Annotated in this window: 10 protein-coding genes; 6 read left to right on the forward strand and 4 right to left on the reverse strand. The window is 65.4% G+C overall.

What is annotated here, in order from left to right; translation table 11 throughout:
- Nucleotides 1-12 precede the first annotated feature (12 nt).
- The 6 genes from AC07P1_RS10425 (at nucleotide 13) to AC07P1_RS10450 (ending at nucleotide 11,491) form a co-directional block, all read left to right on the forward strand.
- Complete coding sequence (locus AC07P1_RS10425; protein WP_494695727.1) at nucleotides 13-1,158, forward strand: glycerate kinase; 1,146 nt, start codon at nucleotides 13-15, stop codon at nucleotides 1,156-1,158.
- Between the two features lie 130 nt (nucleotides 1,159-1,288).
- Nucleotides 1,289-3,880 (forward strand): hybrid sensor histidine kinase/response regulator, encoded by a 2,592-nt coding sequence (locus AC07P1_RS10430; RefSeq protein WP_494695728.1) that lies wholly within the window; start codon nucleotides 1,289-1,291, stop codon nucleotides 3,878-3,880.
- A gap of 55 nt (nucleotides 3,881-3,935) precedes the next feature.
- On the forward strand, nucleotides 3,936-4,448 hold the full coding sequence (locus tag AC07P1_RS10435; protein WP_494695729.1) for a sigma-70 family RNA polymerase sigma factor: 513 nt from the start codon (nucleotides 3,936-3,938) through the stop codon (nucleotides 4,446-4,448).
- Nucleotides 4,430-5,383 (forward strand): DUF4880 domain-containing protein, encoded by a 954-nt coding sequence (locus tag AC07P1_RS10440; RefSeq protein WP_494695730.1) that lies wholly within the window; start codon nucleotides 4,430-4,432, stop codon nucleotides 5,381-5,383. The genes AC07P1_RS10435 and AC07P1_RS10440 overlap by 19 nt, the downstream gene beginning before the upstream one ends.
- A 115-nt stretch (nucleotides 5,384-5,498) precedes the next feature.
- Nucleotides 5,499-8,087 (forward strand): TonB-dependent receptor, encoded by a 2,589-nt coding sequence (locus tag AC07P1_RS10445; protein ID WP_494695731.1) that lies wholly within the window; start codon nucleotides 5,499-5,501, stop codon nucleotides 8,085-8,087.
- Between the two features lie 17 nt (nucleotides 8,088-8,104).
- On the forward strand, nucleotides 8,105-11,491 hold the full coding sequence (locus tag AC07P1_RS10450; protein ID WP_494695732.1) for an exo-rhamnogalacturonan lyase family protein: 3,387 nt from the start codon (nucleotides 8,105-8,107) through the stop codon (nucleotides 11,489-11,491).
- A 4-nt stretch (nucleotides 11,492-11,495) separates the two neighbouring features.
- On the opposite strand, the gene AC07P1_RS10455 is transcribed toward AC07P1_RS10450, so the two are convergent.
- The 4 genes from AC07P1_RS10455 to AC07P1_RS10470 all read right to left on the reverse strand — a co-directional run bounded on the left by AC07P1_RS10455 (nucleotide 11,496) and on the right by AC07P1_RS10470 (nucleotide 15,356).
- The gene (locus tag AC07P1_RS10455; protein ID WP_494695733.1) at nucleotides 11,496-12,305 is read right to left on the reverse strand and encodes a hypothetical protein; all 810 of its coding nucleotides are present in this window, start codon (nucleotides 12,303-12,305) and stop codon (nucleotides 11,496-11,498) included.
- A gap of 124 nt (nucleotides 12,306-12,429) precedes the next feature.
- Complete coding sequence (locus AC07P1_RS10460; protein WP_494695734.1) at nucleotides 12,430-12,924, reverse strand: REP-associated tyrosine transposase; 495 nt, start codon at nucleotides 12,922-12,924, stop codon at nucleotides 12,430-12,432.
- Between the two features lie 183 nt (nucleotides 12,925-13,107).
- Nucleotides 13,108-13,617: a TspO/MBR family protein gene (locus tag AC07P1_RS10465; protein ID WP_494695735.1), complete on the reverse strand. Its 510-nt coding sequence runs from the start codon at nucleotides 13,615-13,617 to the stop codon at nucleotides 13,108-13,110.
- A gap of 47 nt (nucleotides 13,618-13,664) precedes the next feature.
- A complete protein-coding gene (locus tag AC07P1_RS10470; protein WP_494695736.1) occupies nucleotides 13,665-15,356 on the reverse strand; it encodes a hypothetical protein in 1,692 nt (563 codons plus the stop codon).
- Nucleotides 15,357-15,364 lie beyond the last annotated feature (8 nt).

Consider the following 15,364-nt stretch of genomic DNA (forward strand, 5'->3'; position numbering starts at 1 on the left):
ATAGGAGTGCCGATGAAAATCGTCATAGCGCCTGATTCTTATAAAGAGAGCCTGTCGGCGATGGCGGTCGCCAACGAGATCGAGGCCGGCTTTCGCGAGATTTTTCCCGACGCCGAGTACCTCAAGGTGCCGGTGGCCGACGGCGGCGAGGGCACCGTGCAGGCGATGATCGACGCCAGCGGCGGGCGCCTGGTCGAATTGCGCGTGCGCGGTCCGCTCGGCGAGCCGGTATCGGCGTTCTACGGCATGATGGGAGACGGCGCGACGGCGGTGATCGAGATGGCCGCCGCCAGCGGTCTTGAACTGGTGCCTGTGGCGCTGCGCGATCCGATGCGCACCACCAGCTACGGCACCGGCGAGTTGATACGCGACGCGCTCGACGCCGGCGCGCGGCGCTTCGTGCTCGGCATCGGCGGCAGCGCCACCAACGACGGCGGCGCCGGCATGCTGCAGGCCCTGGGCGGGCGCCTGCTGGACGGCGCCGGCAAGGACCTGGCGCCGGGCGGCGGTGCGCTGGCGACGCTGGCCAGGATCGATTTGTCGGCGCTCGACGCCCGCATCGCCGATTGCGTGTTCGATGTCGCCTGCGATGTCAGTAATCCGTTGGTCGGGCCGCAGGGCGCCTCGCACGTCTTCGGGCCGCAGAAAGGCGCGACGCCGGAGATGGTCGAACTGCTGGACGCCGGCTTGCGCCACTACGCCGACGTCATCGCCCGCGATCTGGAGCGGCCGGTGGCCGACGTGCCGGGCGCCGGCGCGGGCGGCGGCATCGGCGCGGCGATGCTGGTGTTCCTGGGCGGGCGGCTGCGGCCCGGCAGCGAGATCGTGACCGCCGCCGTGGGCCTGGACGCGGCCGTGGCGGACGCCGACCTGGTCGTCACCGGCGAGGGCCGCATCGACAGCCAGACCATCCACGGCAAAACGCCGGTCGGCGTGGCGCGGGTGGCGCGGCGCCACGGTGTGCCGGTGATCGCCATCGCCGGCTGCCTGGCGCCGGGCGCGGCGGCGGTGCACGAGCACGGGATAGACGCCGTCTTCGGCGCCGTCAGCCGTCCGTGCACGGTCGAGCAGGCGCTGGCCGACGCGGCGCGCAATGTCCGCGTGTCGGCGCGCAACATCGCCGCCGTATTGCGCTTGGGGAGCACGCTGGGGTTGTGATAAAGTTTCTTCCTGAGTAAGACATCGGTCAGGAAGGACTTTTATGGCGCAGGACCGTGGGAACCAGGGGTATGTGGCCACGTTGCCAACCATCCGGTCGCAGATTTACAGTCTGGTTTGGGCCTGCGCATTGCCTGCCATCATAGGATTCGCGCTGCTAACGGATAATTTTTACGAGCGGGAGCGCACCCAGATCAAGCAGGACACCCTGATAACCGCGCGCGCGCTGATCCAGGCGGTGGACCGGGATCTGAACACCGGCGTCACCGTGGCGATGGCGCTGGCCAACTCGCCCAGTCTCGATAGCGGCGACATCGCCGCTTTCTACAAGCAGGCCTCCAGCGTGCTGCGGCCTGAATTCCCCGGCTTTAACTTCGTTCTGAGCGACCGCGATTCGGTGCAGTTGATGAATACCGCGCGGCCCTACGGCCCTTTGCTGCCAGATCCCGGCAGCGCCCAGCGCATCGGCAAGGTGTTCGAGACCGGCAAACCGTTGATCTCCGACCTGTTCATCGGCGGTGCGCTGAAACGGCCGTTGGTGGCGATCCATGTGCCGGTGCTGCGCGATGGTAAAGTCATCTACGTCATCTCGACCGGCTACGTTCCGGAGCGGCTCGGGCAGGTGCTCAAGGAGCAGCGGCTGCCGCCGGACCGGGTGATCGCCATCCTCGATTCGAAAGGCGTGGTTGTCGCGCGCACGCACGAAGCGGCCCGCTTCGTCGGGCACAAGGGTGCGCCGATGCTGCTGGCGAAGCTGCCTTTCAAACTGGAGGACGCGATCGAGGCGGTCACGCTCGAAGGCATTCCCGTGTACTCGATGTTCAGCCGCTCGGTGACGAGCAATTGGGCCGTCGTCATCGGCGTGCCGAGGAGCGTGGTGCTGTCGGAGATGCTGGCGTCGATCAAGTGGATCACCGCATTGCTGTTGGTGCTGCTGGCCACCGGCTTCGGCGTGGCGTGGTACTTCGCGCGCAATATCGCCCGTTCCGTCAGCGCCTTGTCGTCCGCCGTGGTCAGGCTGGCCGGAAAAGGGGGCGTGCCGGCGTCGCCCCAGCGCCTGAGCTTCCGCGAAGCCGACGACGCCATCGCTACACTGCGCACGGTCGAAGCGGAATTGCTGCGCTATCGCCATCACCTGGAAAACTTGATCGAGCAGCGCACGCTTCAACTGCAATCGGCGGTGAAGCAGGCGCAGACCGCCAACGCGGCCAAGGACGTTTTCGTCGCCAATATGAGCCATGAGCTGCGCACGCCGATGAACGCGGTGCTGGGGATGGCCCACCTGCTGGGCACCACCGGGCTGTCGCCGGAGCAGGCCCGCTATCTGGAAATGATACGGGCCTCCGGCCAGTCGCTGCTGGGCATCCTGAACGATATCCTCGATTTCTCCAAAATGCAGGCCGGGAAGGTGGAGGTGCATCCGGTGCGCTTCAATCTGGACGAGGTGCTGCACGCGCTGGCGACGATCATGAGCGTCAGCGCCGGCGACAAGGATCTGGAATTGTGCATCGGCGTCGAACCCGATGTGCCGCGCGCGCTGGTGGGCGACGCGCTGCGCTTGCAGCAGGTGCTGGTCAACCTGGCCGGGAACGCGATCAAGTTCACCGAAAGCGGCGAGGTGTCGGTGCTTGTCGAGCTGGTTGCGCCTTTGCCGCTGACCCTGGGCTTTGTCGTGCGCGACACCGGCATCGGCATGAGCGAGGAGCAGTTGGCCCGCTTGTTCCTGCCCTTTACGCAGGGCGACCTGTCGACCACGCGCCGCTTCGGCGGCACCGGTTTGGGACTGACCATTTCCAAGGGACTGGTCGAACTGCTGGGCGGCGATATCGAGGCGCGCAGCACGCCCGGCGCCGGCAGCGAGTTCCGTTTCACCTTGCCGATGATGGCCGGCGACGAGGCTTCGGCGTCGGTGCCGGCGCGCACGGCGCCCGCCGGCCTGCGTCTGCTGGTGGTGGACGATAACCACACCAGCCGATCGTTCATCTGCAAGACCATCGAGGCCTGGAGCTGGGCGTGCGACAGCGTCGCGTCCGGGCCGGAGGCGCTGGAGCGTTTGCGCGGTGGCGCCGTCTACGACGTGGTGCTGGTCGACTGGCACATGCCCGGCATGGACGGGGTCGAGACGATCAGGGCGATCCAGTCGCAGATGGCCGATGCCAGCGCGCCTGTCGTTTGCATGGTCAACGCTTACGGGCGCGGGAAGCTGATGGAGGATATGGCGGAGGTCTCCACGTCGGCCTATCTGACGAAACCGGTGACGTCTTCCAGCCTGTTCGACGCCGTGCAGACGGCGCTCGCGCGGCGTGAATCCGGCGTGGCCGGCGTCGCGGAGGCGGCGCTTTCGCCGGAGCTGGCCGGGGTTCGGCTGCTGCTGGTCGAGGACAATCCGATCAACCAGAACGTCGCCAAAGGCATACTCGAACAGGCCGGGGCGGTGGTGGCCGTGGCTGAAAACGGCGCGGTGGCGGTGGAGCTGCTGCGTGGTGAGCGCTATGATCTGGTGTTGATGGACGTGCAGATGCCGATGATGGACGGCTTTGCCGCCACGCGCCTGATACGCGAGGAGCTGCGTCTGCAACTGCCGGTGATCGCCATGACGGCCGGGGTGATGGAGTCCGAGCGCGAGCAATGCATCGCCGCCGGCATGGACGATTTCATCGCCAAGCCCATCGATGTCGAGCAAATGTTCGCGACCATCCAGCGTTGGCTGATTTCCGAATAAGCTAGATCGGAATTGTTCGTTTTATTACGCAAGCCGCCCGTTTATATTGGCGGCCATGAGCACCGTTTCCTTCGCATCCGCCACGCGCGACACTTTTCTGGGCAGTGAATTTCGCCGCAGCTACGGCTGGCTGACCGCCAGCATGCAACGGCTGGTAGGCTCGCGCAACGATGCCGAGGACCTGGCCGCATCTGCCTTCACCGAACTGGCGGGCCTCGATGACGTGAGCCACATCCGCCAGCCGCGCGCGCTGTTAACGACCATCGCCCGGCGCCTGACCTACGAGTTCTGGCGCCGACGCGATCTGGAGCGCGATTATCTGGCCGAGCTGGCGCTGGTGCCAGAGCAATTCGACGCTTCGCCGGAGGAGGTGTGCCTGGCGGTCGACGAGCTGCTGCGCATCGACGCGGCGCTGGAGCGCGTCAGCGCCAGGGCGCGCGAAGCGTTTGTCCTCAGCCAGTTCGAGGAGCTTGGGTATGCGGAGATTGCGCAGCGCCTGGGTGTATCAGTCAGCATGGTTCGCAAATACGTCGCACAGGCCTTGATGGCATGCTGCGAGTGCGCGTGATGGCGGAGGCATTGTCCCCGCAACGGGAGGCGGTGATGTGGGAGGTGCGCCTGCGCGAAGGCGACGCCGATGACGCGGAGCTGCGCGCCTTCGAGAGGTGGCGCAGCGCCACGGTGGACAACGCGCAGGCCTGGAACGCCGTGCAGGAGCGGCTGGCCCGAATGGGCGGCGGCGGATCGCGCGCGTCGGCGGCGATGGCGCATGCGCTGCGGGCGCCTTCGACAGAAAGACGAAGGGCATTGCGTGCCGCCTTCGGTCTGCTGGCGCTGGGCGTCGGCGCGTGGGGCGCGCGCGAGGGCGCGCTTGGCTTGGGGCTGGACGCCGACTGGCGCAGCCCCGTGGGTGAGCGCGGCGCGGGCGTTCTGGCGAATGGCACACCGCTGGCCTACGATGCGGACAGCCGTATTTATCTTGCCGGCAGCGCCGCCGCGCCTTTGCTGGATTTGCGGCAGGGGCAACTGCTGCTGAAGGCTCTACCGCAATCCGTCGGCATTCTCACCGTCTCCACGGCGCACGGCGCCGTCGTCTCCAGCGGCGCGGTTCTCAATGTCGGCCGGCTGCGCGAGCGCAGTGTGGTGTCGGTGAAGGCGGGCACCGCGCTGCTGCGGCCAGCGGGACGGGCCGCCGTGCCGATCGAGGCCGGCCAGACTTTCTATTTCGATCGCCATGGCGCCAAGGCCAGCGACTTGTCGTTCGCCGCTGTCAGCGCGTGGACGCGGGGAGTCTTCGTCGCCGATCGCCTGCCGCTGGCGGAACTGCTGGAGGTCTTCGGGCGCTATCGTGCAGGGCTGCTGCGCGCCAGCGGCGAAGCCGCAACCCGGGAGATAAGTGGCGTGTTCCGTCTCGACGATATCGACGGCGCGCTGCGGCAGGTGGCCGCCGCGTTGCCCGTCAAGCTGACGCGGTACGGCCGCTATGTGGCGGTTTTCAGCTGATCGCGCGCTTCCAATAAAAATATTTACGCAACGTGCTGACGCTTTTGTGTTCTCGCCGCACATGTCTTGTGAAGCGCCTCGGTTGAGGTGCGTAACCACTCTTGTGAGGCACGTCTTGAAGAAACCACACCACATGCTGGCCATCCTGGCCGCCACCCAGTTACTCGCATTGCCGGCCGCGCTGGCGCAGGACGCCACGCGCCAGCCGTACCAACTAGCCGGGGCGCCGCTGGACAAGACACTCTTGCGCATCGCCGCCGAAAGCGGCGTGGCGCTGGCGTACGATCCGAAACTGGTGGAGACGGCCCGCTCGGCCCCCGTTAGCGGCAATTTCAGCGCCACCGAGGCGATCACGCGGGCGTTGGAAGGCACCGGCTTCGAGCTCGCCACCAGCACCGGCGGGCGCACGCTGACGATACGCCGGGCGGCGACGCCCGTGGCGCCGGTTCGCTCCACCGCGCCGGTCCAGGCGCCGATTGTGCAAACGTCGCTGCGCCAGCCGGTTGCCGCCGTGGCCGCGACGCCGGTCACCGAGGTGCTGGCGCGCGTGACGGTCAAAGGCGCCCGCCGTAACAGCGCCGATCAGGAGACGGACAATATCCAGCGCGCGCCGACATCTTCGTACCGCGTGACCGGCGACGAGGCGGAGCGGCAGAACCTGACGACACTGGAGGATTTACAGCAGCTGATTCCGGGGCTGGTTATACAAAGCACCGATCCGTCCGATACGCAGATCACCATCCGTGGCGTGGGCGACGGCGGCGGCCAGGCCAGCGGCGACGCCAATATCGGCATGCCGAGCAGCGTGGCGATTTACGTCGACAACGTGTACCTTGCGCGCGCCGGCATGCTGGGGAATGGCTTGGGCGACATCGCGTATGCCGAGGTGTTGAGCGGCGCGCAGGGTGCGGCCTTCGGCGCCAACGCCACCGGCGGCGTGTTGAATATCCACACGCGGGAGCCATCGTTCACGCCGGAGGCATCGGCCACGGTGTCGGTCGGAGAAAATGGTTACACGCGCGGACGGGCGATGGTGTCCGGCCCCTTGTCCGATAATTGGGCGGGACGCCTGAATCTGGTCTACAGCAATAACGACGGCGCGGTCACCAATGTCCGCAACGGCCATCGTCTCAACGGCGGCTCAAGCACCGGCGCTCGCGGACAGCTGCTGTACAAGCAGGGAGACGCGTTCCGTCTGCGTTTGAGCGCGGACTACAGCAACACCAATAGCAAGCCGACGCCGGTGCTGCTGGCCACCAATGTCTTCAGCGGCACCGACGGCTATGTGGCGAAGTCCAAGGTGATCGGGAATAACATCGTATTCGGCCCGCGGATCGATCTGGACGACGAAAACCGCGTGCACGTGGTGCAGGGGGGCGCGTCGGCGGTGGCGGATTGGCAGCTCGACAACGGCTACAAGCTGCGCTCCGTGACATCCGTGCGCTACTTCCGCACCAATCCAACGATGGCCGACGGCTTCAGCGTCAATATCTATAACAATACCGGCACGCAGGTGCGCGACCATACGTGGTCGCAGGAGCTGCGCCTGGAATCCCCGATCGGCGAGGATTTCGACTACGCGGCCGGCCTGAATTATTTGGGCCAGAATTTGGACACCGTGGCGCATACGCGCTATGCGGCCGGCACCCTGGCCGGTGTTTACTACGCCTCGGCGGCCTACAACAACCTGGACGTGATCCGCTTCGGGAAGTTGCGCGATCATATGCTGTCGCCTTATGTACAGGGCACCTGGCACATCGCGCCGGGCTGGGATTTGAACGGTGGTCTGCGTTTCAACTATGAGGAGAAGAGCGGCCAGTTCGTGCGCCTGAACCGCGTTCCCTTCAATTCGGGCAATCTGAAGGAATACCACCAGCTGCCATCGGGCACGCTGGTGCTGAAGTATCAATTGACGCCGGAATGGAACACCTATCTGGCCGGCTCCTACGGCGAGAAGTCCGGCGGCCTGAACGTCTCCGCCGGCGCGGCGCGGCAGGCCGGCAACGACTCGCTGTACATCAAGCCGGAGAAGACCAGGACCGCCGAACTGGGGGTTAAAGGCTCGCTGTGGGACGACAAGGTGACCGTCAAGGCGGACCTGTTCCTGACGGAGATCAGCGACTTCCAGACCCAGGGCTACAATCCGGACGACCAGCAGACCTACCTGATGAACGCCGGCAGCTTCCGTTCGCGCGGCGCCGAGACCAGCATCCGGGCCGAGCTCACGCGCAATCTGCAGGTCGATTTGGCCGCCGTGTATAACGACGCCACCTACACCGATTACGACAACGCGCGCTGCGCGCCGGAGGTGACGCTGTCGCCCAAACCGCCGCCGTCGTGCAACCTGACCGGCCAGCGCGTGTTCAACGCGCCGAAGGTCACGTGGAACGCCAGCGCGCGCTATAGCTGGCGCGGCGAAAATGGCTTGAACAACTTCGTCGGCGCGCGCTATTCCTATCGTGGCTGGATGTACGGCACGGTGGACAATTCTTCGCTCACCCGCGTGAGTAGTTATGGCCTGGCCTCGTTTTCGGCCGGCACCGGTGGTAAGCTCCAACGCGGCGACTGGAGCGCCTCGCTCTGGGTCAACAACGCCTTCGACAAAACGTACTACCGCCGTCTCTCCAGCGGCGACTACGGAACGGTCTGGGGCTGGCTGGGCGAGTCGCGCACAATCGGTGCGACCCTGGCTTACAAATACTGAGTACGGAGCGGCGGCAAATGAGCGATACACTGGAACGGCGTCAATTTCTTAAACTGGCGTCTTTGCTGACGGGCGGCGTCGCCGTGCTGGCCGACGTGTTGCCCGGCCAGGCGCTGGCTGCGGAGGGTCCGGGTTCCGGTGAGGGCGTCGGCGCACCGGCCGCCGAGACGGCCCTGCATTGGCTCGAGGGCGCTCCCGCCAGCTTTACCGGCGCGACCTGGGGCGTGCCATGGCCGCAGGGACGGGTGCCGAAGAACGCGGCATTCGAGTTGCGTGGGGCCGCCGGCGCGGGAAGCGGCATAGGGCGCGTGAAGGCCGTGCAATCCTGGCCGTTGGCCTATTGGCCCGACGGCACGCTCAAATGGTCGGCGCACGCGCTGCCGCCGGACGCCGGCGGCGGCAAACCGGAAGCCGGTTATACGCTGCATCCGCTGATCGGCGCGGAAGCCTCCAACGCCGCCGCGCCCGGCGCGATGCTGGCAAGGGACGGATCGGGCGGCATCGACATCGATACGGGCGTGCTGCAATGCGTGCTTCCCCGCTCCGGCTCCGTGCTGGTGACGGCGATGAAGCGATCCGGAAAACCGCTGCTGCGCGACGGCCGGCTGGTGCTGCTGGTGGACGACTCGATCGACGACGAATCCGCGGGCGCGGCGCGCCGCTCGTACGACGGCGCCATCGACAAGGTGACGCTGGAGCAGAACGGACCGCTGCGCGCGGTGGTCCGCGTCGACGGCAGCCACCTGCACGCGGATGGCGCCCGGCTGCTGCCGTTCGTGGTTCGCCTCTACTTTTACAAGAATTCGGACACGGTTCGCCTGCTCCACACGCTGGTGTACGACGCCGACCCGGCCAAGGCCTATATTCGCGGCGTGGGCCTGCGCTTCGGCGTGCCGCTGGCCAGCCCGTTGCACGACCGTCACATCCGCTTCGTTGGCGATAACGGCGGCGTGTTCGGCGAGGCGGTGCGCGGCCTGACCGGCTTGCGCCGCGATGCCGGACAATCCGTCTACGACGCCCAATTGTCGGGCCGCGCGGTTCCGCTGAAGGAGATGTCTGCGGCGGTGACCAAGGGCCTGCCTTACATTCCGGCTTTCGGCCACTACACGCTGCTGCAATCGCACCCGGACGGATTCTCGATCAGCAAGCGCACCAAGGCCGGTAATGGCTGGATCCATGCTGCCAGCGGCGCGCGCGCCACGGGCACCGGTTATGTCGGCACGCCGGATGGCGGTGTCGCTTTCGGCGTGCGCAATTTCTGGCAAAGTTATCCCGGCCAGATCGATATCAGTGGTGCGGAAACCTCGCTCGCCACGGTCACGATGTGGCTCTGGGCGCCGAAGGCTGCCGCGATGGATCTGCGGTTCTACCATGACGGCATGGGCGAGGATACGTTCGAGAAGCAGCGCGCGGCGCTCGACATCACCTACGAGGACTACGAGCCGGAATTCGGCACGCCATACGGCGTGGCGCGCACCAGCGAGCTGGAATGGCAGCTGCTGCCGGCGACGCCGGCGGCCGATGATCTGGTGGCCATCAGCCGCCGCATCCAGTCTCCGCCCCAGCTACTGGCTTCCCCCGCGCGCTTGTATCGGGCCGGCGTCTTCAGCGAATACTGGAGTCCCGCGCAGGAACGTCCGTCGCCGGAAGCGGCCAAGCTGGAAAAGCAGCTGGCGTGGAGCTTCGACTTTTACCGCAACCAGGTCGAGTACCGCAAATGGTATGGTTTTTGGGATTACGGCGATGTGATGCACACCTACGACGAGCAGCGTCATGTCTGGCGCTATGACGTGGGCGGCTACGCCTGGGACAACTCGGAGTTGAGCACCGATATCTGGTTGTGGCACTACTTCCTCCACAGCGGCCGCGCCGACGTGTTCCGCATGGCCGAGGCGATGACGCGCCACACCGGCGAGGTCGATGTCCACCATATCGGCCCGTTCGCGCCGCTCGGTTCGCGCCACAGCGTTCAGCACTGGGGCGACAGCGCCAAGCAGTTGCGCATTTCGACCGCCGTCAACCGCCGCTTCATGTACTACCTGACGGCCGACGAAAGGATCGGCGATCTGCTGACCGAGCAGGTCGATGCGGTGGAACGTCTGCGCACCGTCATCCCGGGCCGCAAGATCGGTCAGGTGGCGCCGACGGACGATCCGAAAAACTATGCGAGCGTCGCCTTTGGTACCGATTGGGGCGCGGTGGCGGCGGCCTGGTTCACCGAGTGGGAGCGCAGCGGCAAACCTAAGTACCGGGACAAGCTGTTGGCCAGCATGGCCAGTATCGCCGCGCAGCCGCTCGGCTTCCTCGCCGGTGGCGGCGTGATGGACCTGCGCACCGGCGCGTATGTCATCGATCGGGAGAAGAAGGTCGATGTCTCGCATCTGAGCGCGGTCTTCGGGCTGCCGGAGATTTGCAGCGAATTGATACGCACCGTTCCACAGCCGGCCTTCCGCGACGCGTGGCTGCGCTACTGCCGTTTGTATAACGCCAGCGCAAGTGAGCAGAAGGCGGAACTTGGCCAGGATCTCGGTAAGCTGAATCTGGGGCAGGGCCACGCGCGCCTGCTGGCCTATGCGGCGGTGGAGTGGCAGGATCGCGCGATGCTCAAGCGCGCCTGGGCGCAGTTTTACGAGGGGCGGGCGGGCCTGGTTGACAAGGATATGGTATCGCGCCGCGTGAAGCCCCCCATTGTGCTGACGGAGGTGGAAGAGGCGCCGAGGATTTCGACCAATGCGATCGCCCAATGGGGGCTTGGCGCGCTGGGCATGATGGCGCTCGATGCGACCGGTGCCACGGTCTACAAGGACGACTTCCAGCGCTTCGATCCGCAGGCCTGGGCGGTGGAAGCGGAGGCCGGCGACGCCGGCAAGGCGGCGCAGGCGGTATCGCGCGCGCTGGTGCTGGACGCCAGCCGTGGCCTGACGGTTTGGCTGCGCAGGCAGTTGATCGGCCACTATGAGATCAGCTTCACGCGCACCGTGCTGGCCGAGGGTAAAGCGCATGAGCGCTTGTCGGATCTGAACTTCTTCTGGGAGGCGCAACTGGCGGGCGGCGAGGCTCCCCAGCCGTTCCGCCGTTCGGGCAAACTGGAAGAATACGACAAGGTGCCGATGTTCTATGCCGGCATAGGCGGCAATACGAATACGACGTCGCGCTTCCGCTACTACGACGGCAGCGGTGATCGCAATCTGCTGCAGGAATACCTGGCGCCGGAGTATCTGCTCAAGTCCAATCACCCTTATCGCATTCGGATCGTGGTCGACGCCCGGGGGACGCGTTTGTATGTCGACGACCGCGAATTCTTCTCGGCGCCCGGACCGCTGGCGGGCGGCGGCTATTTCGGCTTCCGCACCACGCAGTCGCGCCAGAAAGTCGAGAATTTCGAGGTGCGGCGGGTGGCTTGACTGGTCAGAGTATCAGGATGCCCTGGAGCGAGGATATCTTGTGCGGGTCGGACCAGCTGTCCAGCAGCTTTCCGGCCGCGCTGAACTCCAGCAGCTGGCGGCCTTTGTGGCCGTTTTCGGGACCATGGCCCTGCCAGTTGGCCACCATGAAGCGGCCATCGTCAAGCACCTGGAACGTCGCGTAGAAAAACGGCGACACGTCCTCGGGCATGGCGTTGACGCCGCCGAAAGTCGATATCAGATTGCCGCGCCGGTCGAAGCGCGCCATGAAGGCGCCGTAGCCGGCCGACACCAGCGTGGAGCCGTCGGCCATGCGCTCGGCCTTCCACGCGTGCTCGAAACCCGGCGCGCGCATCGCGTTCAGCGCGATCAGCGAGGTGTCGGTTTCCAGAATATGGTCGTTCATGCAGAACAGGTAGGTGCCAAGATCGGTGGTGCGCATCAGTCGCACATAGTCGCCGTCGCGCCGCGCGCTGGAGACCTGGCGGTACTCGCGGTCGAGGGTGAGCACGTTGATGCCGCCAGTGCCGTCGAGGTTATGGCCTGTGACCAAGATGGCCCCATTGACCATGCGGCGGGCGGAGGTGACATTGTCCCAGCGGTCGCAGGTGGAGAGCACTTCGCCGGAGGAGATGGACAGTTCGAAGAAGCCGCGCTCGAAGCCGACCAGGGCGCGGTTCGGGCCGATGCGCTGCATGTCGCGGGCGGCGGGGAAGTCGGCCAGACTGCGCGTCCAGCCGTAGCGGGGATTGGTGGTGTCGATCAGCGACAGCTGCTGGCGGCCCTCGTCGATGGCCAGAAATTGGTGCTTCATTCGTCTCCTCGTGGCTTTTTGCAGATCGTATCATGGCGGGACGAACGATGGAAACGACACGGTAGGATGCGCATGGCCACTGGGGCCAGGAACGCTACCGGACCCCGGAGACACGTAGGGCGGATTAGCCGAAGGCGTAATCCGCCAACTCACGCGACCCACACCAATCAGGCGGATAAACCCCTGCCGCGACATAACGATGAAAACTCGACCACGGCCAATCCTGTACCCGCTCAACCAATCCATGCTTGACGGGGTTCCAATGTAAATAATCCAGGTGGTTGCACAAATCGCGTTCGTCGCGGACCGCGTGTTCCGAGTAGCTGTGTTGCCAGAGCCGTTTTCCGTGCCCCGCGTAGCGGGTCATATGGGTTTTAATCAGGCGCCAACGCAATGAGAAGTCGCAGTCGTTTGCAGGCAGACGCCAGAGCGCGTGCAAGTGGTCGGGCAGAACCACCATGCCCACGATCTCGAAAGGATGCCTTTGGCGCACTTTTTGTAGGGCTGTGCGAAGTATCAGCCGGGCCTCGGGCGCAGAGAATACCGGTGCGCGGCGCGCGGTTACGAGGGTGAAGAAATATGTGCCGCCATCAACATATAGGCGTTTGTACTCTGACATGTGAGTCTCCTGGGAGAGTCACTTAGCCTATTCCGGTAGTAGCTATGGCGGTTGTGGTATCGCAAACGGGGAGCTCTTTCGCACTTATTGCTCTGTTCTCGGCGGCTCTTGGCCGATTACGCCTTCGGCTAATCCGCCCTACGTGTTTCCGTGGTGTTCGAATGTCCCGGTGTATGGTCGCTTTTACCCTAATACCGATGGGTTGCGTTGCCATATGCTGTAGCACAACGCCGTTGCGTAGCTGACCCACAGGATATATGGCACCAGCAGCAACCCTGCGATTCGGTCGCGACGGCCGAAGGCGCGGATCGTGGCGGCGATCATTAGCCATAGCACGAGGATCTCCACCAACGCCCAAGCGCCTTGGCGCCAGGCGAAAAACAGCCATGTCCACAGCCCGTTCAAAGCCAGTTGTGCCACATACAGCGTCATCTCCGACCGCACGCCGGCCTGGCCGTCGGTGCGCTGCACCCGCCATGCGGCGATGCCCATCAGAAGATACAGCAAGCTCCACGCGGGGCCGAACAGCCAGGCCGGCGGCGCCCATGCCGGCCGGTCGAGCTGCAGGTAGAACGCGCCAGCCTTCGCCGATGCAAAGGCGCCGATCGCGGCGAAGGCGAACGTCAGCAGCAACCAGCCGGCAAGCGCCGGCAGTCGGAGTGGTCTGGCATGGGACGGGGCGGCTGGCGTCATGACTCGGGTTCTTTAATCGTTGTGCCGCGAGTTTACCCGGCCGCCGCTCAGATGTCTGTACGCGATCGTACCTTTTGCCGCCTTCTGCGCCAGGCCAGGACGATGCCTCCCGACAGGCAAAGCACACAGGCCGCCATGACGTAGGTCGCGCTGACCGATTGCGGCCGCTTTTCCTTCGGCGCCAGCGGGTTTTTCATCGACGCCGGAAAGTCGCGCGGCCCTACCGGGATGATTTTCCAGTCGGCGCGGTCGGCCGGGGCGCGCTTTTGATATTCGCTCAGCGACATCACCGGATCGGAGCCGAATGCGCGGGAGGAAGGGAACTGCGGAATGCGCACGAAGACGATCGCCTCCAGGTCATCCGCCAGTTGTGCTTCGATCGTGCTGCGCGCCCCACCTTTGTTCGTCAGCCGGTTCAACATATCCTCGCCTATCGTGTTGAAGGCGACGAACGGCATCAATTCCGTACGCTCGGTCTTGAGGTAGTCGTAGGCGCTTTGACCGCTGGCGAGACTGATCTCCTTGAGGGCCATATAGGGTAGCGCCACGGCGGCTTTCAGCGGACTTTCGCCGCCAAGGCGCGGAATTTCCCAGCCCAGGGTGCGCAGCGTTTCGACGTTGATGCCGGCGCAGTTGGCGCCCGCATGGCGGTAGTGGAAATCCTGGCTGTAAAAGTGGTTGAAGACGCGGCTGATGGCCTCCTGATAGAGTGCGGGTACCCGCTGGTCTTTCATGACGGCGACCAGCATGTAGGAAGGTCGATACCAGGATTGGCCGCTGTTCAAGTCCGCCATGTAGGCGTCCATCGGCAAGGTCGAGGCGATGATGCCTTTTTCGCTGACCGATCCGAGGTTGTAGAAGTTGTTGACCAGCCAGTTGTCCCAGCCGCCTTGCGGATCGAAGCGGCCGGTGGCCACCGCGAAGTGGCCGCCATAGGCTTCATCGTCGTCGCCCTGCGCGCCGTTCAGAATGAAGGCGAGCGCCGGTTTTCCGGCCAGGGAGGATTGGCCGGCGCCGGCGCCGTCGCGCCGCCACAGGGTGCGCGCGGAGAACGGCTCGCGCGCGCCGCCGCCGTCGATGCGCACCAGGCTTTCGATGGATTCGCCGTTCTTCAGCGGGGACAGGAGGGGCAGGGCTGGCATGGCGTAGTCCTTCGGCCACAAGGTGCGCGCGTGGAAGGTGCCATCCTTGAGCACACCACGCGCCTTCATCTCGCGTCCGGCGAAGTAGGCCCGGCTGCCGGCGTCGAAGTACGAGCGGTTGCTGGCAAGTCGGGCGGTCAGCGCCACCGGTAGCGCGGCGTGGGCGCCGGCGCCGATCAGCGATGCCGCATCCCCGGCGAGGCGTCCTTCGGCGATTTGCGGAGACCCGATCCACAGCAGTTGCGGCGGCTTGCCTTGGGCCTTGGCGGAGGTGGCGGCCAGCCAGGCGCGGACGTCGTCCTGCGCGCGCAGATGGGGTGTGGAGCCGACAGCGTGTTTGCCGGCGACGGCGACGGTGTCGTCGCCGAAGTACCACAGCGCTTGCGGGGAGACGGGGCAGTCTTTGCAGTTGGCTTTCGTGACGCGGAAATCGGTTCCGGGATAAAGGCCAATGTGCGTTGCAGCCAACGCATCATGCGGCTGGCCGGCGCTCGGTTCCGCACCCGCGATCGGCGCTGTGGAGATCAAGTAAAAAGCGATGGCGCCCATGGTCAGGGCCAGGCGCGCGGGAGGTGGCAAAAGGGGGGATTGCGGCATGTGGCGCT

Source organism: Duganella sp. GW821-FHT07F09 (assembly GCF_059418705.1).